The sequence below is a fragment of the Comamonas sp. genome, assembly GCF_036666375.1.
Taxonomy (GTDB): Bacteria; Pseudomonadota; Gammaproteobacteria; order Burkholderiales; family Burkholderiaceae_C; genus Comamonas.
In genome coordinates this window covers 24,496-44,896 of sequence record NZ_JAVWWA010000025.1, presented here as the reverse complement: position 1 = coordinate 44,896, position 20,401 = coordinate 24,496, and the positions used below count along the sequence as shown (strand labels likewise).

Annotated in this window: 21 protein-coding genes; 14 read left to right on the top strand and 7 right to left on the bottom strand. The window is 65.0% G+C overall.

Annotated elements, in window-relative coordinates:
- From RR928_RS08795 to RR928_RS08785, 3 genes are all read right to left on the bottom strand, one after another.
- Positions 1-961, bottom strand: a 961-nt coding sequence (locus RR928_RS08795) for a DUF5801 repeats-in-toxin domain-containing protein (protein ID WP_442881538.1), incomplete at its 3' end; no start/stop codon positions are given.
- A 772-nt stretch (positions 962-1,733) separates the two neighbouring features.
- On the bottom strand, positions 1,734-2,108 hold the full coding sequence (locus RR928_RS08790) for a nucleotide pyrophosphohydrolase (RefSeq protein ID WP_332539360.1): 375 nt from the start codon (positions 2,106-2,108) through the stop codon (positions 1,734-1,736).
- Positions 2,109-2,173: 65 nt separating this feature from the next.
- On the bottom strand, positions 2,174-2,596 hold the full coding sequence (locus RR928_RS08785; protein ID WP_332539361.1) for an LIC_13387 family protein: 423 nt from the start codon (positions 2,594-2,596) through the stop codon (positions 2,174-2,176).
- A gap of 106 nt (positions 2,597-2,702) precedes the next feature.
- On the opposite strand from RR928_RS08785, the gene RR928_RS08780 reads away from it, so the two are divergent.
- Entirely contained in the window at positions 2,703-3,329 is a 627-nt protein-coding gene (locus RR928_RS08780) for a TetR/AcrR family transcriptional regulator (protein ID WP_332539363.1), read from the top strand.
- A 38-nt stretch (positions 3,330-3,367) separates the two neighbouring features.
- Here the strand turns inward: RR928_RS08780 and RR928_RS08775 are convergent, their stop codons facing one another.
- Positions 3,368-4,270, bottom strand: a complete 903-nt coding sequence (locus RR928_RS08775) for a LysR family transcriptional regulator (RefSeq protein ID WP_332539365.1) — start codon at positions 4,268-4,270, stop codon at positions 3,368-3,370.
- A 97-nt stretch (positions 4,271-4,367) separates the two neighbouring features.
- On the opposite strand from RR928_RS08775, the gene RR928_RS08770 reads away from it, so the two are divergent.
- From RR928_RS08770 to ogt, 8 genes are read left to right on the top strand one after another with little or no spacing between them, the layout of a single operon-like run.
- On the top strand, positions 4,368-5,036 hold the full coding sequence (locus RR928_RS08770) for an RraA family protein (protein WP_332539366.1): 669 nt from the start codon (positions 4,368-4,370) through the stop codon (positions 5,034-5,036).
- On the top strand, positions 5,033-6,409 hold the full coding sequence (locus RR928_RS08765) for an amidase (RefSeq protein WP_332682208.1): 1,377 nt from the start codon (positions 5,033-5,035) through the stop codon (positions 6,407-6,409). Before RR928_RS08770 ends, RR928_RS08765 begins: the two co-directional genes overlap by 4 nt.
- The gene (locus RR928_RS08760; RefSeq protein ID WP_332539369.1) at positions 6,399-7,361 is read left to right on the top strand and encodes a Bug family tripartite tricarboxylate transporter substrate binding protein; all 963 of its coding nucleotides are present in this window, start codon (positions 6,399-6,401) and stop codon (positions 7,359-7,361) included. The genes RR928_RS08765 and RR928_RS08760 overlap by 11 nt, the downstream gene beginning before the upstream one ends.
- A complete protein-coding gene (locus tag RR928_RS08755) occupies positions 7,361-8,095 on the top strand; it encodes an amino acid ABC transporter permease (RefSeq protein WP_332539370.1) in 735 nt (244 codons plus the stop codon). The genes RR928_RS08760 and RR928_RS08755 overlap by 1 nt, the downstream gene beginning before the upstream one ends.
- Positions 8,092-8,766: an amino acid ABC transporter permease gene (locus RR928_RS08750; RefSeq protein ID WP_442881539.1), complete on the top strand. Its 675-nt coding sequence runs from the start codon at positions 8,092-8,094 to the stop codon at positions 8,764-8,766. Before RR928_RS08755 ends, RR928_RS08750 begins: the two co-directional genes overlap by 4 nt.
- On the top strand, positions 8,750-9,478 hold the full coding sequence (locus RR928_RS08745) for an amino acid ABC transporter ATP-binding protein (RefSeq protein ID WP_332539372.1): 729 nt from the start codon (positions 8,750-8,752) through the stop codon (positions 9,476-9,478). Before RR928_RS08750 ends, RR928_RS08745 begins: the two co-directional genes overlap by 17 nt.
- Positions 9,479-9,521: 43 nt before the next feature.
- Entirely contained in the window at positions 9,522-10,325 is an 804-nt protein-coding gene (locus tag RR928_RS08740; RefSeq protein ID WP_332539374.1) for a transporter substrate-binding domain-containing protein, read from the top strand.
- 47 nt (positions 10,326-10,372) lie between these two features.
- Positions 10,373-10,918, top strand: a complete 546-nt coding sequence (ogt, locus tag RR928_RS08735; RefSeq protein ID WP_332539376.1) for a methylated-DNA--[protein]-cysteine S-methyltransferase — start codon at positions 10,373-10,375, stop codon at positions 10,916-10,918.
- A gap of 88 nt (positions 10,919-11,006) precedes the next feature.
- Here ogt and RR928_RS08730 read toward each other — a convergent pair whose 3' ends face one another.
- Entirely contained in the window at positions 11,007-12,011 is a 1,005-nt protein-coding gene (locus RR928_RS08730) for a Bug family tripartite tricarboxylate transporter substrate binding protein (RefSeq protein ID WP_332548254.1), read from the bottom strand.
- 27 nt (positions 12,012-12,038) lie between these two features.
- Entirely contained in the window at positions 12,039-13,247 is a 1,209-nt protein-coding gene (locus RR928_RS08725) for a CaiB/BaiF CoA transferase family protein (RefSeq protein ID WP_332682204.1), read from the bottom strand.
- A 158-nt stretch (positions 13,248-13,405) separates the two neighbouring features.
- Between RR928_RS08725 and RR928_RS08720 the strand changes: the two genes are divergently transcribed.
- Complete coding sequence (locus RR928_RS08720) at positions 13,406-14,323, top strand: LysR family transcriptional regulator (RefSeq protein ID WP_332538915.1); 918 nt, start codon at positions 13,406-13,408, stop codon at positions 14,321-14,323.
- 58 nt (positions 14,324-14,381) lie between these two features.
- The gene (gorA, locus tag RR928_RS08715) at positions 14,382-15,788 is read left to right on the top strand and encodes a glutathione-disulfide reductase (RefSeq protein WP_332538943.1); all 1,407 of its coding nucleotides are present in this window, start codon (positions 14,382-14,384) and stop codon (positions 15,786-15,788) included.
- 28 nt (positions 15,789-15,816) lie between these two features.
- Here gorA and RR928_RS08710 read toward each other — a convergent pair whose 3' ends face one another.
- Positions 15,817-16,737 (bottom strand): LysR family transcriptional regulator, encoded by a 921-nt coding sequence (locus RR928_RS08710; protein WP_332682201.1) that lies wholly within the window; start codon positions 16,735-16,737, stop codon positions 15,817-15,819.
- Positions 16,738-16,874: 137 nt separating this feature from the next.
- On the opposite strand from RR928_RS08710, the gene RR928_RS08705 reads away from it, so the two are divergent.
- The 3 genes from RR928_RS08705 to RR928_RS08695 all read left to right on the top strand — a co-directional run.
- Positions 16,875-17,870, top strand: coding sequence for a Bug family tripartite tricarboxylate transporter substrate binding protein (locus tag RR928_RS08705; protein ID WP_332538917.1), 996 nt, complete (start codon positions 16,875-16,877; stop codon positions 17,868-17,870).
- A gap of 86 nt (positions 17,871-17,956) precedes the next feature.
- Entirely contained in the window at positions 17,957-18,931 is a 975-nt protein-coding gene (locus tag RR928_RS08700) for an NAD(P)H-dependent flavin oxidoreductase (RefSeq protein WP_332548249.1), read from the top strand.
- Between the two features lie 22 nt (positions 18,932-18,953).
- A partial coding sequence (locus tag RR928_RS08695; RefSeq protein ID WP_332682199.1) for an AMP-binding protein occupies positions 18,954-20,401 on the top strand: 1,448 nt, incomplete at its 3' end.

Sequence of the window (20,401 nt, the reverse complement as noted above, 5' to 3'; positions counted from 1 at the left end):
ACTGGACCACGTCGAAGGAGGCGGCTTTTGCGCCAAAGACCGCGGTGAAGTCTATATTTGCTTCAACGTCGGCTTCGTTCTGATCAAGGTTGGGAATCGTGAAGTTCTGCCGGGCGCCGGTGACGAACGTGAAGCGTATGCCTTCCTGCTCAGTGATCATCTGGTTGTTGGTGCCAAATGTCGTGGGGCCGCCCGCCTGGCTGGTATTGATCGTGTCGCCGGTGTTGATGTTGACGCCACTCGACTGATCTGCGGGGTTCTTGCCGGTGGCGATGATGGACACATCCGAAATCCTGCCGTTGACCACCGTGGGATTCGCTGTCGTGAACATCAGGAAGAGGTTCTGACCGGAAGGCGCGTTCGCCAGACTGAACGTCGAATCCTGGGTGGTTCCGATGAAGACCTTGTTCAGCAGATTGAGCGAATCATCGGGGCTGGTGGGGTCGGTGTGATAGAGCGGCTGGTACAGCGTTGTCCAGATCTTGCCTCCGGTCATCGAGGACCCGGTCTCTTCAATAAAGGCCGCGAAAACGATAGCCCCATTGGGATTGGCGCTGCCGTCCGCCGCCGCTGCGCGTCCGAGGACGATATTGTTGTTCGTCGTGTCGGTATAAAGGTAAATGCTGGCACCGCCGGCGGTGTCAAGCCCGCTGTCGAGCCCGTTGAGCAGCGCGCCGGCGGAGTCGGTGAATCGGATATCAGTAATGGTGCCGCCCGAATCAGGTGCGATAGTGAACGCATTGAGGCCGGTGTTTGAACCATCGTAGCCACTCAACGCGGCATTGATGGGCGTGCCAGCGTTCAATGCCGCGAGACGCCCAAAAAATGCCAAGGGCAGGGAGGTTGCCAAGATGTCATTGTCGTCGGCATCTCCCGCAGGCGCCGCGGTGGCCGTGGCGTTTTGCAGGTTCGAGGTCTCGTCAATTGTCACCTTGACACCGGTTGTGGTGATGAGTGCCATGATCGTTCTCCGCTTGTCAACTGAAAGCCTGAGTCGATATCCTCAGGAGCCGTTTCAATATCATTCCTTGGTGCAGTTCAAGGCCGCCGGAACGAAGCCGAGGATGGGAATGAAAAGGCCTCAGTTTCTGGAACAGTCCGATAAAGCCGATACAATTTTGCGGCCGGATATCGGAGTCAGTAATCCTCAGAAAATGCGAAATGATCCGCGGTGAATGAGATTTGATCTCATTTTTATTTTCTTTGATTCCGGCATTTTTCGAGGCGCCTGCATGTTTGACGGAGTCAAATTGCGGAAGAGAAATGCCTAAAAGTTAAACGTTTTTTTATGTGAAACTTGCGTCAGGGAACAAGCTGGGGTTTTTGCTGTTGCGGCAGTTCGCGCGCTGTTTTCTGGGGCGCCCGGGGCGCGTCCCAGTCCTCGTCTGCAGCAGACTGCTGCTGAGCCGCTGTCAGGGGGCACGACCTGTACTGCAGCGGCAGCGTGGAAGCTCACGCACCGGTCCGGCTTGGCATTCACCGCTTGAGATCGAGCACGATCAGCCCGCATGGGCCATCAGCCGCATGACCGGAGGCCGAACTCCAAGGCCATGTCCCGCATCGTCAGTGATGGTTGGATCAGGCAGCACGCGGGCACCGCAGCCTGACCATTCGCGCCACGAACGAATCTCTGCCGGTGCGATTTTGCGGCTCAATACTTTGCGTGGATGCCGTCTTGGAGGTCTCTATCGGCATGGCCCAGCAGGAACGCATTCTTCTGCGCTCCCAGACGATCACGGCTTTGGCAACTGGTCGTATTTGGTGCTTACGCCGCGCGCTGTGTCGACAGGATATTTGGCGGCGTTGGCGATCAGCTTGCTGGCGATGGCGGTGTTGAGATCTACGCCCAGCACATCCGCGAGACGAATGAGATAGAGCGCCACATCGGCCAATTCGTCACTCACCGCGCGTGCGGTTTTGGGGGCGGCAGCCGCGCCGTGCGAGTCGGCTTCTGTCATCCACTGGAAGATCTCGGTCAGTTCGCCGACTTCGCCCGAGAGTGCCATGACCAGATTCTTGGGCGAGTGGAATTGCTGCCAATCCCGGTCATCGGCAAATTGCCTCAGTGCCTGTATTGCGCCGTCTACATTGATCAAAGTCTGGTTCACGTTCTGCCCCTTCTGGACAGATTGTTGCCGATTCTCCCCATGTTCTGGCTTTCGCGTGGAAGCGGTCAGGTGGCAAGCAGCACCATTCCCAGGCCCGCTGCATACAGGGCATTGGCCAGCGCTATGCCGCGCAACGGCACGCTGAACCAGTAGCGCCTGGCCAGCATCAGGTAAGCCAGCAGCATGGCCAGCCCCAGCGTCAGCAAGACCAGTGACTGTTCCAGCATTGACCAATGAAACAGCGCCAGATAGCTCCACACCAGCGCAAACAGCATGAAGCCCAGGCTGTGGCTGGCGTGAAAGCCCTGGGCGGCCCGCGCCATCGTGGTCTGGTCGGAGATCAGCGGCGATGTGACCGCCAGTGCTGCGGTCAGCGCCGCATCGCGCGGATCAAAGCGCTTGCTGCGGTATGTGAGGAACAGATGCCCTGCGCCCAGCAGGCCGATCACGGCAGCGCTGGCAACGATGAAAAAGGGGGCAAGCAACATGGCAACTCCTGCTGAGGTGGGCGATCAACCGTCGTCGGGCCGATCTTTACATTGAAAAGATTTGTCCATTCTTGCAGTTGAATCTTTCTCATGTCAAGATCTGGCTGTGAACCATTCCGCAACTTCCAAAAAGAGCGCCGCAAAACGCACTGCTGCGCCAGGCAAGACCTATCACCACGGCAATCTGCGTGAATCGCTGCTGCTGGCCGCCGAGACCGTGCTGGCAGCGCATGGTGTGCGGGGCATCACGCTGCGCGAGGTCGCCAAGGCCGCCGGGGTATCGCATGCCGCGCCCTATCATCACTTCGCCGGCCTCAACGAGATGCTGGCCGCCGTGGCCGAGCAGGGGTTTGCGGCACTGGCCGAGGCCATGGAATGTGCCAATGCCGCGGGCGATACGCGCGAGCGGCTGTTGCACATCGCCCAGGCCTATGTGCGCTGTGCACGGTTGCAGCCCGAGCGCTTCCGGCTGATGTTCGCGCCGCAGTTGAATCAGGCCGATGCCTTCCCGGCTTTGCAGGCCGCAGCGCAGCGTGCCTTTGCCATCCTGCAGGCTGCTGCCTGCGAGCATGATCCGGTGAACGGCACCGAACTTGCGCTGTGCGGCTGGAGTCTGTCGCACGGCTTGAGCAATCTGCTGATCGATGGCGCGCTCGTCAATGCCGCCCCGGCAGCGCAGGACCCGGACGCGTTGGTGCGCCAACTGACCCGGCGTGCGCTGGGCCTGGGGTGAATGTTCTGCAGCCTTGCCCCAGCGGGGAGTGAAGCGACCTAGGGATTCACAAAAAACCCGATTTCCTTGAGATTGCGCTCCGCGATCTCCAGAAACCGGGTCGTGGTGTCGCTGCGGTGGTGCACCAGATAGGAGAAGTAGTAGGGAACATCGGGCACCTCGGGCTTGGCGTGCAGCACCTGCAGGGTCTGGGCCTCCACATGCTTGCGGGTGATCGACGCGGGCAGCATGGCAATGGCGTGGCCCGAGACCACCAGCGAAACCATCAGCGACAGCGAATTGCAACTGCTGTATTCGTCAAACGCATAGCCCTCGGTGACCAGCCAGCGCGCGACCGAGTCGTGCAGCGTGGACGGCGGCGCGTTGCTGACGATGCGGTGGTTCATTGCCTGCTCGGGCAGGAAGTCGGCGTCGGCGGGGAACAGTCCGGGCGCGGCCACCCACTGGTGGCGCGTGAGGCCTATGAACTGGCTGGTCACATCGGGCTGGCTGCTCTGGCCGGTGTGCAGCGCGATGTCGAGTTCGTGGTTGTTGATCTTCTGCAGCAGCTGCGAGCCCCCGCCCACGGTGAGATCCACGCGCAGGTTGGGATAGGTGTCCTTGATGTCCTTGAGGATCAGCGGCATGCCGGTGATGGCGCAGGATTCGTCGACGCCCACGCGCACCAGCCCGGTGATGGTGCGCGTCAGGTCCAGGCGCGCGACTTCCTGGGCCGAGGCAATCACGCGCTCGGCATAGACCAGCACGTTGCGGCCCTGGTCGGTGACGATCAGCCGCTGGTTCTGGCGCTCGAACAGCTGCGTGGAAAGCTCTTCTTCCAGATCGCGTATGCGATGCGATATCGCCGGCTGCGTGATATGCAGCTGCCGGGCCGCCGCATGGACCGTGCCCAGGCGTGCCGTCCAGACAAAGGCTTCCAACTGATTGAGGGTAAACCGCATGATGAAAAAACTGTATTAGCGATCCGCAGAATTGATCAATATCCATGCCAGGTCGGCTTGCCTAGCATCAGTTCATTCAACTTCGAGGATAACTGAGATGACAGGCATACACCTTGGCAAGCTGCCGCCGCCGTGCGCCGCGCCCCTGCTGCAATTGCTCCAGCAGGTCGAACCCGCCACCATAGGCCACTTCCATGACCGCGGCTTCGTCGACGTCGCCGTGAAGGCCGTCACGACGATGGCACGGGTCGTGGGCACGGCGGTGACCGTGCGCTGCGAAGGCACGGACGGCTCCATCTTGCACCACGCTCTGGGCCAGCTGCGCGCCAACGATTTCCTGGTGGTCGACCGTGCGGGCGAGCAGACAATTGCCTGCATTGGAGGCGCAAGCGTGCTGGCCGCAAAGCTGCGCGGCGCGGCCGGAATTGTGGTCGATGGCTGCGTCACCGACATCGCCGAGCTGCGCGAACTGGGATTGCCCGTGTGGGCGCGGGGTCTGAGTGCGCGCACCACGCGCTCGGGTGGGCAGGTGGGCAGCTTCTGCCTGCCTGTGGACTGCGGCGGCGTGCGCGTGCAGCCGGGCGATGTGATCCTGGCGGACGAGAACGGCCTGCTGGTCATGGCGCCGTCGGAAGCCCGGGCGCTGGCGGAAAAGGCCTTGGCGCTGCAGCAGGCCGAGCAGCACACGCTGGCGCGGCTGCGCGCGGGCGAAACCTATCCCCAGGTGCTGGGCACGCGGCTGACGCTGAGCGAGGTGACGGCATGAGAGGCCACAACCTGCCGCCGGCTTTTCCTTCCATTGCGCAGTTGGGCGCGGATCTGCGCCACGGGCGCACCACCAGCACCGCGCTGGTGCGCGACTGCCTGGAGCGCATTGCCGCCCACGACGGCGTCTTCAAGAGTTTCATTGCCGTGTATGCGGCGCAGGCGCTGGCCGCTGCCGAGCGGCTGGACGCGGAGTTGCGCGCCGGCCATGACCGCGGCGCGCTGCACGGCATTCCGGTGGCGCTCAAGGACCTGATCGACATCCAGGGCCAGCCGACCACCGCGGGCTCGCCGCTGCTGGCGGACAACGTTGCCGCCCGGGATGCGGCCATTGTCCAGCGCATGCACGCGCTGGGCGCCATCATCATCGGCAAGACCCACATGGTGCAGTTCGCGCTTGGCGCCTGGGGCACGAACGCGCACATGGACACGCCGCGCAACCCCGCAGGCCATGCGGCCGACACGCTGGTGCCCGGCGGCTCGAGCAGCGGCTCGGCCGTGGCCGTGGCCGCGCGTCTCGTGCCCTGGGCCATAGGCTCGGACACCGGCGGCTCGGTGCGCGTGCCGGCCGCGTTCTGCGGCGTGGTGGGCTTGAAGCCGACCATCGATGCGCTGCCGCGCGACGGTGTCTATGCGCTCAGCAAGACACTCGACAGCCTGGGACTGTTTGCCAGTTCGGTCGACGACGCGCAGCAGTGCTTCGGCGCGCTGGCGGGCGCCGGCGTCGGTCTTGCTGGCCACGGCAGGCTGCGCATCGGCGTGCTGCCGCCCGACGAACTGACGGGCCTGGAGCCGGCCGTGGCGCAAAGCCTGGCCAGCAGCCTGGCGCAACTGCAGGCCGCGGGTCATGAGCTGGTGGCGTTTCGCTTTCCCGCGCCGCTGGCCGAGTTCCGGGCCCCGACCAACGCCATCATGATTGCCGAGGGCGCGGCGGTGAACGCTGCTTTTCTCGACGATCCGGCGCTGCCCATGGACCCGTCGGTGCGCCCGCGCCTGATTGCCGCGCGCTCGACCAGCGCCGTGCAATACCTGCAGGCCCAGGCCAGCGCCTTGCTCTGGCAGCAGCAGTTTGCCCGGGAGATGGACCGACTGCAGCTTGCGGCCATCGCCATGCCCGTCACCGCCATGGCCGCGCCGCGCGTGCAGGACGTGGACCACGACGTGGCGCCGGTGCACTTCAGCCGCCCGGTCAATTTCCTCGCGCTGTGCGGCATCTCGCTGCCCGCGGGCCAGGATGCCGATGCGCGCCCCATAGGCCTGCAGCTGGTGGGCCGCGCCGGCCAGGACCATGCGCTGCTGGCGCTGGCCGCGGCCGTCGCGGCCGTGATTTCTCCGTCCCCTGTTTGCTCTGTGGAGGTGTGCGATGCGTCGTAATTTCTGTTGTGCTGTTCTGCTGGCCCTGGCGCTGCCCTATGCAGCCGCCGCTGCGGACTACCCCTCCAAGCCGGTGAAGCTGATCGTGCCGTTTCCGCCGGGCGGCAGCGTGGATCTGGTGGCCCGCCTGATAGGCAAGAGCCTACAGGACGAGCTCAAGCAGCCTTTCCTGGTGGAAAACAAGCCCGGCGCTTCGGGCAACATCGGCGCGGGCCAGGTCGCGAAGTCCGCGCCCGACGGCTATACGCTGCTGGTGGGCAGCGCGGGCGTGTTCGCGGCCAACCAGTTCCTGTATGCGAATCCGCCGTTCGATCCGCTGACGGCCTTCACGCCCATCATGCGCATTGTCGACCAGCCCAATTTGCTGGTGGTGTCGGGCAATTCGCCCATCCACAGCGTGCGCGCGCTGATAGACGCGGCCAAGGCCAGCCCCGGCAAGCTGACCTTCGGCAGTGCCAGCGTGGGCTCGGCCCAGCACTTTGCCACCGAGGTGTTCAAGCAGCAGACCGGCGTGGACCTGCTGCACGTGCCCTACAAGGGCGGGGCGCCGGCGCTCACCGACCTGATGGGTGGGCAGATCGACATGCTGTTCGACACCTCGCCCACGGCCTTGCCCTATGCCAAGAGCGGCAAGCTGCGCGCGCTGGCCATCACCAGCGCCCAGCGTTCGCCGCTGCTGCCCGATGTGCCGACCATGAAGGAGGCCGGCCTGCCGAACTACGAAGTCGTGACCTGGACCGGCATTGCCGCGCCCGCGGGCACGCCCGCGGCCATCGTCCGGCGCATCAACGCGGCGCTGAAGACGGCGCTCAAGGGCCCGCTGGGCCAGCAGCTGGCCGAGGCCGCGCTGATTCCGGTGGGTGATTCGCCCGAAGCCTTCCGCAGCTTCCTGCAAAAGGACGCCGCCAACTACAGCCGCCTGGTGAAGTCGGCCAACATCAGCCTGCAGTGATGAGCCGCTACACACTCGACTTCAGCCCCCTGCTGGGCTACTGGGACGTGTTCCTGCACGGCGCCTGGCTCACGCTGCAGATGACGGCCCTGGCCGTCGTTGCCGGTGTCGCCGTCGGGGTGCTGGTGGCCTTCGGCAAGCGCGGGCGCAACCGCGCCCTGGCCTGGGCCTGCACGGTGTACATCGAGATCGTGCGCAACACGCCTTTCCTGGTGCAGATCTTTCTGTTCTATTTCGGCCTGGCCAGCTTTGGCCTGCGCATGCCGACATTCACCGCGGCGGTGCTGGCGATGGTCATCAACATCGCCGCCTATGCGGCCGAGATCATCCGCGCCGGCCTGGAGTCGGTGCCGCGCGGGCAGATCGAGGCCGCCGAATGCCTGGGGCTGTCGCGCTGGCGCATAGGCTGGCATGTGATGCTGCAGCCGTCGATAGAGAAGGTCTACCCGGCGCTGACCAGCCAGTTCCTGCTGATGATGCAGGCCTCGGCCATGGCTTCGCAGATCTCCGCCCAGGAGCTGACGGCTGTGGCCAACACCGTGCAGTCGGATACCTTCCGTTCGCTGGAGACCTATCTTGTCGTCGCGGCGTTGTACATCGCGCTGTCGCTGTGCATCAAGGGGCTTGCGGCGCTGTTCGGCCGGCTTGCCTTTCGCCGCCGCCGCGTGCTCAGCCAGGCCCATCGCCCGGGCCGCCGCGCGGTGCCGGCTGCCGCCGTAGGAGGCACAGCATGACGCCGCTGGAAACCGGACTGTTCGGCAACTTCACGGCCGTGCATCTGGCCTATCTGTTCAAGTCCATGGGCTGGACGCTGCTGCTGTCGCTGCTGGCGTTTGCCCTGGGCGCGGTCGGTGGCTTTGGCGTGATGCTGGCGCGTGTCTCGCCGCGGCGCTGGCTGCGCGCTGCGGCCATGGTCTACATCGAGGGCGTGCAGGGCATTCCGCTGCTCATCTTGCTGTTCATCGTTTACTACGGCCTGTCGCTCTACGGCTATTCGCTGCCGGCGCTGGTGGCCGCGGGCCTGGCGATGATGCTGTACGTGAGCGCCTATCTGGGCGATATCTGGCGCGGCTGCATCGAGGCCATGCCCAGGCCCCAATGGGAGGCCGCCGAGTGCCTGGCGCTGACGCGCTGGCAGACGCTGCGGCTGGTGATCGTGCCCCAGGCCTTGCGCCTGTCCCTGCCGCCCACCGTGGGTTTTCTGGTGCAGATCATCAAGATGACTTCGCTGGCGTCGGTGATCGGCTTTGTCGAGCTCACGCGCGCCGGCCAGGTCATCAACAACACCATCTTCCAGCCCTTCCTGATCTTCAGTCTGGTCGGCGCTTTCTATTTCGCCCTGTGTTACCCGCTGTCGCGCTGGAGCGAAGCCATGGAGAAAAAGCTCAATGTCGCCAATCATTAGCCTGCGCGAGGTCCACAAGACCTTTGGTTCCAACCCCGTGCTCAAAGGGGTGTCCTTTGAAGTCAACAAGGGCGAGATGATTGCCATCATCGGCGCCAGCGGCTCGGGCAAGAGCACCGCGCTGCGCTGCATGGACCGCCTGGAGACCATAGACAGCGGCAGCATCGAAGTTGCCGGCATACGCGTCGACGACCCGGGCGTGGACCTCAGGCAGCTGCGCCGCGAAGTGGGCATCGTGTTCCAGAGCTACAACCTGTTTCCCCATCTCACGGTGGAGGCCAACATCATGCTGGCGCTGCGCCATGTGAAGCGCCACAGCCGCGAGCAGGCGCGCGCCAGCGCCTTGCAGGTGCTGGAAAAAGTCGGCCTGCGCGCCAAGGCCCAGGCCTATCCCGAGCAGCTGTCGGGCGGCCAGCAGCAGCGCGTGGCCATTGCGCGCTCGCTGGCGATGGCGCCCAAGGTGATGCTGTTCGATGAGGTCACATCGGCGCTGGATCCGCAGCTCACCGGCGAAGTGCTGCGCGTGATGGAAGACCTCGCGGCCGGCGGCATGACCATGCTGCTGGTGACCCACGAGATGGCGTTTGCGCGCCGCGTCGCCGATCGCATCATCTTCATGCACCACGGCAAGGTCTGGGAGACCGGCCCGGGCGAGATGCTGGACCAGCCGCGCACGCCCGAGCTGCGTGCCTTTCTCGACAACGGCCTGTGACGGCCTGATTTTTCCTTTCCCTCACTTCCTGAAAGAAAACGCCATGACCTTGCCTCGCTCCCTGTTGCGCACCACGTTCGCCGCCGCGCTGCTGGCCTGTAGCGCCCATGCGGCCCAGGCCGACCAGCTTGACGACATCCGCAAATCCGGCAAGCTGCGGGTGGCGGTGGCGATAGGCATTCCGCTGTTCAGCTTCACCGACGCTGCCATGGAGCCCACGGGCTCGGACGTGGAGACCGCGCGCGAACTGGCGCGCGGCCTGGGCGTGAAGCTCGAAGTGGTGCCGGTCACCACGGCTGCGCGCATTTCCACGCTGCAGGCGCGGCGCGCCGACATGACCATCTCCGTGATGTCGATCACCGAAGAGCGTGCCAAGGTGGTCGACTTTTCCGTGCCCTATGCGGCAATCACCATCATCACCGCCGCGCCCAGGGACGTGAAGATCGCGGGCTACGCCGATCTTGCGGGCAAGCGCATAGGCCTGACGCGCGCCACCACCAACGACACGCTGACGACCAAGGAAGCCAAGGGCGCGGAGATCATGCGCTACGAGGACGACGCCACGCTGATCACGTCGGCCGTGACCGGGCAGGTCAACATCTTCTCGGCCACGCCCTCGACCATGGACGAGATCAACCGGCGCGCGCCGGGGAAGAACTTCGAGATCAAGTTCTCGCAGCTTGATTCGCCGCTGGGCATTGCGCTGAACAAGGGCGAGCCGCGGCTCAAGGAGTGGGTGGACCGCTGGGTCAGCGCCAACCTGGAAAGCGGCAAGCTCAACCAGATCTACCGCAAGTACCACGGCCGCGACATGCCCAATGTGGTCGTGAAGACCGCGCAGAACTGACGGGCAGCGATCCTCTACGATGTGCGGATATGCCCACGTATCCCATCATGTCCGCACTGATTTTTCAGCTCGAAAGATTCGCCACACCGATAGGCCAGCTGCTGCTGGTCAGCGACGAACAGCAGAAGGTGCGCGCCATCGACTGGCAGGACTACGAGGCGCGCATGCAGCTGTTGATGCGGCGCCAGTACAAAGGCATTGCCGTGTCGCTGCGCGATGCCGCCCAGGCGTCGCCGGCGCGGCGCATTCTCGAGGCCTATTTCGAAGGCGATCTGGCCGGCATAGAGCAGATCCCGGTGGCCCTGGGCGGCACCGATTTCCAGCGCCAGGTATGGCTGGGGCTGCGCGCAATTCCTGCGGGCCAGGTGCTCAGCTACGGCGACTTCGCCGCGCGTCTGGGCCGGCCCTCGGCCAGCCGGGCCGTGGGACTGGCCAATGGCGCCAATCCCGTGAGCATCGTGCTGCCATGCCACCGCGTCATCGGCAGCAATGCCGCGCTGACCGGCTATGGCGGCGGGCTGCAGCGCAAGCGCTGGCTGCTGGAGCATGAAAAGGCAATTCAACCGCTGACGCAATCCCTTCCCGGATTCTGACAAGCGCGTGCAGCCGCAAAAAAGCCCCGGCAAGCAGGGCTGGCCGGGGCTTTGATCTGCATGCCCGGCAAGCGCCGGGCGCATCTCTTTACAGCGCCGAGATGTTCTTGTCCTTGGCGATCTTGCTCCAGCGCGTGTAATCGGCCGCCAGGCGCTTGCGCATGGTTTCCGCGTCCTGGTAGCTGGCGACGGCGCCGGCGCCGATCAGCTTCTTTTGCAGTTCGGGGTCGGCCAGGATCACCTTGAGTTCGGCGTTCAGGCGGTCGATGATGGGGCGCGGCGTGCCCAGGGGAGCGACCAGGCCGCCCCAGGTGTCGGCGTCAAAGCCGGCAAAGCCTTGCTCGGCGACGGACTTGATGCCCGGCAGCAGCAGCTTGGCCTTGTTCGAGCTGCCCGCGATGGCGCGCAGCTTGCCGGCCTGGATGTGGGGCAGGGCGGCAACGACGTCGGCGAACATCACGGGAATCTGGCCGCCGATCAGGTCGGTGACTGCCGGCGCGCTGCCGCGGTAGGGAATGTGCTGCATGTTGAAGCCGCCCAGGTCCTTGAGCTGCTCCATCGACAGGTGGCCGAAGCTGCCCGTGCCCGAGCTGGTGTAGTTCAGCGGCGTTTCCGCGGCCTTGGCGTGGGCGATCAGCTGCTGCAGGTTGGTCACGTCGGGCAGCACGCGCGGGTTGATGACGATGGCCATGGGCAGGTCATAGACCGTGGCCACGGGCATGAAATCCTTGCGCACGTCGTAGGCGTTGTTGTTGAACAGCAGCGGCGCGAGCAGCGCGGGCATGCCGAACATCGACAGGTTGTAGCCGTCGGCGGGCGACTTGATGAACGCTGCCGTGCCGATGGAGCCCGAAGCGCCGGGGCGGTTCTCGACAATCATGGTCTGGCCCAGGCGTTCGCTGAGCTTTTGCGCAACGATGCGCGCGGCCGTGTCGGTGGGGCCGCCGGGCGGGAAGGCAACGACGATCTTCACGAGCTTGTTGGGCCAGGCCGGGTCGGCGGCAAAGCTGGCGCCGGTGGCGAGGGTCAGCGCACTGGCTGCGCCTGCGGTCAGCAGGTGGCGGCGATTGAGGGAAGCTTGTGGCTTGGACATAACTTGTCTCCGGTAAAAAAATTGTATTTAGATGATGTGGCTGGCGCGCAGCGCGGCAATGGCTTCGGGCGCCATTCCCAGCTGCTCGCTCAACACGGCGTCGGTGTGCTCGCCCAGATGCGGCGGCGGCAGGCGCACCGGCAGGCGCTCGCCGTCCATGGCGTAGGGCGGGGCGAGCACGGCCTGGTTGCCGGCTTCGGTGTCTTCATAGCGGTGCAAAAGGCCGGCGTCCTGCGTGCGTTCCGATTGCAGCGCGTCGAGCAGACCCAGCACTTCGCCGCAGGGAATCTGCGCCGCCGTGAGCTGGGCCAGCAGCTGGGCCCGGGGCTTTTCGCGCAGTGCCGCGTGGATCAGCGGCATCAGCACATGGCGGTGGGCCGAGCGCGCGGTGTTGGTCGCGAAGCGCTCGTCGCTTGCCCATTCGGGGTGGCCGACGATCTCTTGGCAAAAGCGCTGGAACTGGCCGTTGTTGCCCACGGTGATCACCAGCGGGCCGTCGGCGGCTTCGAACACGCCGTAGGGCACGATCGACGGATGGGCATTGCCGAACTTCGGCGGGTCGCCGTCCTTGAGCAGGGCTTCCATGCCGTAGTAGCTGGTGATCATCAGGCCGCAGTCATAGAGCGCCATCTGCACATGGCGTCCGCGGCCCGTGGTGTGGCGCTCGTACAGCGCGGCAAGAATCGCCTGGGCCGAGTACATGCCGGTGAACATGTCCACTGCCGCCACGCCGAACTTGAGCGGGCCCTGGCCTTCGTCGCCGTTCATGGCCATGAGACCCGCTTCGCCCTGCACCACCAGGTCGTAGCCCGGGCGCCTGGCTTCGGCGCCCGAGCGCGAATAGCCCGAGATCGAGCAGTACACCAGGCGCGGGTTGATGGCGCTGAGCTGCTCGTAGCCCAGGCCCAGCTTCTCGGCGCCGCCGACCTTGAAGTTCTGTATCACCACGTCGGCCTTGGCGGCCAGCTGCAGCGCGATTTCCTGGCCCTGGGGCGACTGCAGATCGAGGCTGATGGAGCGCTTGTTGCGGTTGGCGCTGTTGAAGTACGAGGTGTTGCGGCTGCCCACGCGCACGCCCCAGTCGCGCGTGTCATCGCCGCGGCTCGGATGCTCGACCTTGGTCACGTCGGCGCCCAGGTCGGCCAGCGACATGGCGCACATCGGGCCGGCGAGCACGCGCGACAGATCGAGAACACGCAGACCAGCCAGCGGCTGGATGGGGAAGGAAGCGCTCATGGAAGAAGGGCCTTGTCCAACAAATCAAAACGAGGCACTCAGACCCCTCTCTTTGATGGTGCGTGCGACGACGCCCCAATCAGGTGCGTATTTTGATATGTTTAGAAAATTTAGCAATTGTGATAAAAATTGGACATTGTGTATTTCAAAATTTGACAATGAACCTGGCTACCCTGTCCCTGCTGGTTGACATCATCGAAGCTGGCAATCTGAGCCGCGCCGCGGCCCGTCTGGGCGTGAGCCGCGCCAGCGTGAGTCAGCGGCTCAACCAGTTCGAGCGCGAACTCGACCAGCAGCTGCTGCGCCGCACCACGCGCCAGATCGAGCCCACCGAGCTGGGCTGGAAGCTCTACGAACACGGCCGCGCCATACGCCAGGAGCTGCTGGCCGCGACCGAGTCCGTCAGCAGCCTGGGCCAGAGCCTGCAGGGCACGGTGCGCCTGTCGGTGCCCAGCGGCTACGGCCAGCTGATGATGTCGGCCTGGCTCACGGAGTTCATGCAGCTGTACCCGGGCGTGACGCTGGAAGTGGTGTTCGACAATGACATCGAGGACCTGCTCGAAGGCGCGGTCGATTTCGCGATGCGGGTCATGACCGAGCCGCCGCCGCATCTGGTCGCACGCAACATGGGGCCGGTGCACTATGTGGCCTGCGCGGCGCCGGCGCTGGTACAGGCCGGTGGCATGCCCACCAGCCTGGCCGACCTGCACCTGGTGCCGCTGATCAGCTCCAACCTCACGGGCCAGAAGCTGCGCCTGGCGGGCTACGAAGTAGGCGGCAGCACGGAGCTGCGCATCAAGCCGCGGCTGATGTCGGCCAATTTCTACTTCCTGCGCGACGCCATCCTGCAGGGCCTGGGCGTGGGCGTGGTGCCCGACTACATGGTGCGCGAGCCGCTGCAGCGCGGCGAACTGCTGAGCCTGCCGTTTGCGCCCGGCAGCCTGGATTTCCTGTCCACCAACAAATACCTGCTCTACATGCCCACACGCTACCAGACCAAGGCGATCGCGACGCTGATCGACTTCCTGCTGGGCAAAGCCGCACAGCAGGGCGCCGATGTCGAAGAAGCACGATGATGTACACCTGGCACGTTGGCATGGGATGCCGCGCAGTCCCTACAGGAAAGTACAAATGATGAACAAGCATGACTTTGATCTGATCGTTATCGGTGGCGGCAGCGGCGGCGTGCGCGCCGCGCGCATGGCCGCGCAGCGCGGCGCGCGCGTGGCGCTGGCCGAGCGCCTGGGCGGCGCAGGCCTGGGCGGCACCTGCGTCAACGTGGGCTGCATTCCCAAGAAGCTCTACAGCTATGCGGCGCACTACGCCGAGGCGTTCGAGGAGTCGCATGGCTTCGGCTGGGAAGGCCAGGCTCCGGTGCTCAACTGGGCCGCGCTCAAGGCCAACCGCGCGCGCGAAATCACGCGGCTCAACGGCATTTACGGCAACCTGCTGACAGGTGCGGGGGTGACCGTGTTCAACGCCTTCGCACGTCTCGACGGCCCGCAGTCAGTCATGCTCAAGGTTGACGGCGAAGCGGCTGAGCAGCGCCTGACCGCCCAACACATCCTGGTCGCGACCGGCGGCACGCCCCACCTGCCCGATATCGAAGGCCGCGAGCATGTGATCGACTCCAACGCCATTTTCGACCTCGAGCCGTTTCCGCAGCGATTGCTGGTGGTCGGCGGCGGCTACATCGCCTGCGAGTTCGCGTCCATCTTCAACGGCCTGGGCGCCCAGGTCACCCAGCTCTACCGCGGCGAGCAGGTGCTGCGCGGCTTCGATGACGAGATCCGCCATTTCGTTGCCGCCGAGATGGGCAAGGCCGGCGTCGATCTGCGGCTGGGTGCCGATGTCGCGTCCATCACCAAAACGGACGCGGGCCTGCGCGTGCGGCTCAAGGACGGCGGCGAGGTGATGGCCGATGCCGTGCTGTATGCCACGGGCCGTGTGCCCCTGGTGGCCGGCCTGGGTCTGCAAGCCGCGGGTGTCGCACAGCGCAAGGATGGGGCCGTGGTGGTCGATGAACACTACCAGACCAATGTGCCTTCGATCTATGCCGTGGGCGATGTCACCAGCCGCGTGCAGCTCACTCCCGTGGCATTGGGCGAAGCGATGGTGGTCGTCGACCAGCTGTTCGGCCCGCAGGCCGGCAAACCCGAGCGACGCATGAGCTATGAGTTCATTCCCACCGCCGTGTTCACCCATCCCAGCATAGGCACGGTGGGTTACGGCGAAGCGCAGGCGCGCGAACTGTATGGCGAGGTGACGATCTTTCGCAGCGAGTTCAAGGCGCTCAAGCACACGCTTTCGGGCAGCAGCGAGCGCACGTTGATGAAGCTCGTGGTCGAGACCAAGACCGATCGCGTGGTGGGCCTGCACATGGTGGGCGCCGAGGCCGGCGAGATCGTCCAGGGTTTCGCCGTGGCCATGAAGGCCGGGGCGACCAAGGCCTTGTTCGACAGCACCATAGGCATACACCCGACCGCGGCGGAAGAGTTCGTCACCATGCGCGAACCGGTGAAGTCGCCGGCGAAATCCTGACAGCGGGCTGGCCCTGCAGGGCCAGGCCTCAGGTGCCCGATTTGCGCACCATGCGCAGCAGGCCCATCTTGTCCGTGAGGAAGTCGATGAAGGTGATGGTGGCGCGCGACTGGTAGCGGTTGGGCATGTACATCAGGTACATGTGATTGCGGTTGATGCTGAACTGGTAGTCGGCGAGCACCGACACCATCTCGCCGGCCTGAACGCGCGCATGGGTCATGTAGTCGGGCACCAGGCCCAGGCCCAGGCCACCCAGAATGCAGTCGAGCACAAACGGATAGCTGCGCGACATCAGCGTGGGAACGAACTCGATTTCCTCCCCATGATCGTTCTGCGTGGCCGTCATGCGCACCCGGCCGCTGACGCCGCCCGACGTGATGATGGGCGTGCGCCGCAGTTCGGCCAGCGTCTGCGGCACGCGGTGGCGTTGCGCCCACTCGGCACTGGCGCACAGCGCGTAGCGCACCGGCCCCAGGTCGCGCGCGACCACCATGGGCGGCGGCTCCTGGGTCACGCGTATGGCGACGTCCACACCGTCCTTGACCAGGTTGTCGATGAAGTTCTCCAGCCGCACTTCCAGAATGATGGCCGGGTACTTCTTCTTGAACTCTATGAGCCAGGGCCCCATGACCAGCTGGCCGAAGCCCGTGGGCGCGCTCAGGCCAATCTTTCCGCTGAGCTGCCGATCGTTGGCGCTGGCGTTCACGGCTTCGCGCATCAGCGCCGACTCGTGCACGATGTTGCGCGCATGCTCGTAGACCTGCTGGCCCATGGGGGTCAGCTCAATGCCCTGGGGCGTGCGCCGCAGCAGCTCGGCATCCAGCGATTTTTCCAGCCTGGCCACGTGGTAGCTGACATTGGCGCGCGACATGTTCAATGTGCGTGCCGCCTGGGCCAGGTTTCCGCCGTCGACGATTTCGACAAAGATCGTCAGTGCCTGCAAGTCCATTGAAGCCATCTCCGCATGTCAAATATTCTTGACGATGATGTACATCGATGCAGTCGTTGTCAACGCCTGGCTTGTTTGCAAGAATGAGCCAAAGCCCAATCAATGGGATAAGAAAAATGCACAGGCAAGGAGACAAAATGGCCATCACACGTTCAAAGTTCTTACGCACTCCGACGCTGCTCGCGCTGGGTATCCTCATGGCGCTTCCCAGTCTGCAGGCATCGGCAGCGGGCTGGCCCGACCGGCCCATCAAGCTGGTCGTGCCATTCCCCGCGGGCGGCCCCACCGACTCCGCGGCGCGCGTCTATGCAGAGGCGCTGGGCAAGCGCCTGGGCCAGCCCATCGTGGTCGACAACAGGCCCGGAGCGTCGGGCGCGGTCGCTGCCGGCCAGTTCGTCGGCACGCCGGCCGATGGCTATACGTTCATGATGATGGTCACGCCCACCATTCTTGCGCCGCACTTTTTCAAGACGGCCACGTTCAATCCCGCGACCAGCTTCGCGCCCGTCACCAAGATCTACGACCTGCCCAATGTGATTGCGGTCAACAGGAACTCGTTGCCCGACGTGACCGATCTGAAGTCGCTGTTCGCCAAGTCGAAGGCCAGCGCGCAGACCCTGATGTACACCAGCTCGGGCGCGGGCAGTTCGGGCCATCTGAGCATGGAACTGATGAAGTCCAAGGGCTTCACCAACATGCAGCACATCGCCTACAAGGGCAGCGCGCCCGCGATGAACGACACGCTGGGCGGTGTGGTGCCGGTGATCTATGCCGACATGGTCACGGCGCTGCCGCAGATCAAGGCCGGCCGGCTCAAGGCCGTGGCCGTGGGCACGCCCCAGCGCGTGAAGTCGCTGCCCGATGTGCCCACCATGGCCGAGCAGGGCTTTGGCGGCAACGAGGCGTCGTCATGGGGCGGCCTGGTCGCGCCCAAGGACACGCCGCAGAACATCATCAAGCGGGTCAGCGAGGAGTCGCGCCAGATTCTGGCCAGCGACGAGATCAACCAGCGCTTCGAGCAGATAGGCGTTCTGGCCGCCTTCCTCACTCCCGCGAAGACGCAGGAGCTGCTGCAGTCCGACTTCACGGGCTGGGGCAAGGTGATCAAGGACAACCAGCTCACGCCCGAGTAAATCGTTTCACGTTCCGAAAGAAATCAGCCCGCAGACGCCGGGCGCGGGAAAGCCGCGCCCGCGCTGGCCAAAGACATAGACGCACCATGAAGACACGCATCACGGAGTTGCTCGGCATACGCTATCCCATCATCCAGGGCGGCATGCAGTGGGTGGCGCGCAGCCCGCTGGTGGCCGCGGTATCGAACGCCGGTGGTCTGGGCGTGCTGACCGCACTGACCCAGCCCACGCCGCAGGCGCTGCGCGCGGAAATCGAGAAGACGCAGGCGCTCACGCGCGCGCCGTTCGCGGTGAATCTGACGTTTCTGCCCGCGCAGAACCGTCCGCCCTACGATGAATTCATCGATGTCATCATCGACAGCGGCATACGCATCGTCGAGACCGCGGGCAACAATCCCCGGGAGTACATAGGCCGGCTGCACGCGGCGGGCGTCACGGTGGTGCACAAATGCACGTCGGTGCGGCATGCGCTGTCGGCGCAGAAGATAGGCGTCGATGCGGTCTCCATCGACGGCTTCGAATGCGCAGGCCATCCCGGCGAGGACGATGTTCCCGGCCTGGTGCTGATTCCCGCAGCGGTGAAGGTGCTCGACATCCCGGTCGTCGCTTCGGGCGGCATCGCCACGGGCGCTGGCATGGCGGCCGCGCTGGCGCTGGGCGCCGAGGGCGTCAACATGGGAACGCGCTTTTTAGCCACGGTCGAATCGCCGGTGCATGAGGCACTGAAACAGGCCCTGGTCAATGCCAGCGAGACCGATACCCAGCTGGTGCTGCGCAGCCTGGGCAACACCTCGCGCGCGCTGCGCAGCAGCGTGACGCAGCAAGTGGTGGCGCTGGAGCGCCGCCCCGGCGGCAGCGCGTTCGAAGACCTGCGCCATCTCGTGACCGGCCAGCGCGGCAAGGCGGCGCTGCAGTCGGGTGATATCGACGACGCCGTGATTGCCGCGGGCCAGTGCGTGGGCCTGATCGACGACGTGCCCACCTGCGAGGAACTGATAGACCGCATGGTGCGCGATTGCCGCGCGGCGTTTGCGCGCGGCAACCGTTTGTTTGTTTCGTGATTTCCGAGTTTTTCAAGTCCCCATGTTTCACCCCATTCGCCCCATACGCAGCCTCGCCGACATCGAGGCCATCGAGCAGACGCCGCTCGATGCATTGATCGCGCCCCGGTCCACCCATGCGCTGTTCGAGGCCGCGGCGCGCGGCCATGGCGCGGGCGCGGCGCTGACGTTTCTTCCATCCGCCGATGGCCATGCCCAGGCCCAGCGCTACACCTATGCGCAGCTGCTGGGCAGGATCAACCAGACCGCGAATGCGCTGCATGGCCTGGGACTGGGCAGCCAGGACACCGTGGCCATCATGCTGCCGGGCTGCGCCGAATACCATTTCGCGCTGTGGGGCGGCGAGGCCGCGGCCATCGTCCAGCCCATCAACCCGCTGCTCACCGCCGAGAAGATCTCGTCGCTGCTCGACGCCACGCGCGCCAAGGTGCTGATTGCCTGGGCCGATGCCGATGACGCCGGCATCTGGCGCAAGGTGGCACAGCTGACTTGCGGCATCACGCATGTGCTGTACGTGAGCCATGCGGGCGCGGCGCCCGATACCGCAGGCATAGGCGCGCGCGTGCTGGATTTTGCCGATGTGATCGCGCGCGAACCGGCCGACCGGCTGGTCTCGGGCCGCGAGATCGCGCCCGGCGACATCGCCGCGTACTTTCACACCGGCGGCACCACGGGCTCGCCCAAGCTCGCGGCGCAGACCCATGGCGCCCAGGTCTATACCGCCTGGGCCAGCGTGCAGATGCAGGGGCTGACGTCGAACGACCGCACCATCAACGGCTATCCGCTGTTCCATGTGGCCGGCGTGCTGCCGGGTTCGCTGGCCTGCTTTTCGGCGGGTGCCGAAGTCATCATTCCGACCACCGAGCTGTTTCGCAACAAGCAGGTGCTGGCCAATTTCTGGCGGCTTGTGGACCGCCTGCGGCCCACGGTGATGTCGGCCGTGCCCACGGTGCTGTCCATGCTGGCGGATATCGATCTGGCGGGCGCCGACATTTCCTCGATACGCTACTTCCGCACCGGCGCGGCACCGTTGAGCGAGGAAACCGCGCGCCGCTTCCAGGCGCGCACCGGCCTGCATGTGCACGAAAGCCTGGGCATGACCGAGATGACCGGCATCTCGACGATCACGCCGCAGGGCGTGCAGGCAAGCGTGGGCCATGTGGGCTTCAGAACGCCGCATGCGCGTATTCGCATCGCCCAGCTGGACGCCAGCGGCAATGTCACGCGCGACCAAGCTGCGCCCGGCGAAACCGGCATGGTGCTGTTCCAGTCGCCCAATCTGTTTGCGGGCTATCTGGGCGCGATTGCGCGCGACAGCTATTTCACCGCGGACGGCTGGCTGATTTCCGGCGATCTGGGTTCGCTGTCGGCCGAGGGCCTGCTCAAGCTGCAGGGTCGCTCGAAAGACCTGATCATCCGCAGCGGCCACAACATCGACCCGCTGGTGATAGAGCAGGCGCTGGAGCGCCA

Bases quoted from the DNA above. Each gene is read 5' to 3' on its own strand.
- RR928_RS08785 (WP_332539361.1), bottom strand. From the start codon at position 2,596: ATGTTGCTTGCCCCCTTTTTCATCGTTGCCAGCGCTGCCGTGATCGGC.
- RR928_RS08775 (WP_332539365.1), bottom strand. From the start codon at position 4,270: ATGCGGTTTACCCTCAATCAGTTGGAAGCCTTTGTCTGGACGGCACGC.
- RR928_RS08770 (WP_332539366.1), top strand. From the start codon at position 4,368: ATGACAGGCATACACCTTGGCAAGCTGCCGCCGCCGTGCGCCGCGCCC.
- RR928_RS08765 (WP_332682208.1), top strand. From the start codon at position 5,033: ATGAGAGGCCACAACCTGCCGCCGGCTTTTCCTTCCATTGCGCAGTTG.
- RR928_RS08760 (WP_332539369.1), top strand. From the start codon at position 6,399: ATGCGTCGTAATTTCTGTTGTGCTGTTCTGCTGGCCCTGGCGCTGCCC.
- RR928_RS08755 (WP_332539370.1), top strand. From the start codon at position 7,361: ATGAGCCGCTACACACTCGACTTCAGCCCCCTGCTGGGCTACTGGGAC.
- RR928_RS08750 (WP_442881539.1), top strand. From the start codon at position 8,092: ATGACGCCGCTGGAAACCGGACTGTTCGGCAACTTCACGGCCGTGCAT.
- RR928_RS08745 (WP_332539372.1), top strand. From the start codon at position 8,750: ATGTCGCCAATCATTAGCCTGCGCGAGGTCCACAAGACCTTTGGTTCC.
- RR928_RS08740 (WP_332539374.1), top strand. From the start codon at position 9,522: ATGACCTTGCCTCGCTCCCTGTTGCGCACCACGTTCGCCGCCGCGCTG.
- ogt (WP_332539376.1), top strand. From the start codon at position 10,373: ATGTCCGCACTGATTTTTCAGCTCGAAAGATTCGCCACACCGATAGGC.
- RR928_RS08730 (WP_332548254.1), bottom strand. From the start codon at position 12,011: ATGTCCAAGCCACAAGCTTCCCTCAATCGCCGCCACCTGCTGACCGCA.
- RR928_RS08725 (WP_332682204.1), bottom strand. From the start codon at position 13,247: ATGAGCGCTTCCTTCCCCATCCAGCCGCTGGCTGGTCTGCGTGTTCTC.
- RR928_RS08720 (WP_332538915.1), top strand. From the start codon at position 13,406: ATGAACCTGGCTACCCTGTCCCTGCTGGTTGACATCATCGAAGCTGGC.
- gorA (WP_332538943.1), top strand. From the start codon at position 14,382: ATGAACAAGCATGACTTTGATCTGATCGTTATCGGTGGCGGCAGCGGC.
- RR928_RS08710 (WP_332682201.1), bottom strand. From the start codon at position 16,737: ATGGACTTGCAGGCACTGACGATCTTTGTCGAAATCGTCGACGGCGGA.
- RR928_RS08705 (WP_332538917.1), top strand. From the start codon at position 16,875: ATGGCCATCACACGTTCAAAGTTCTTACGCACTCCGACGCTGCTCGCG.
- RR928_RS08700 (WP_332548249.1), top strand. From the start codon at position 17,957: ATGAAGACACGCATCACGGAGTTGCTCGGCATACGCTATCCCATCATC.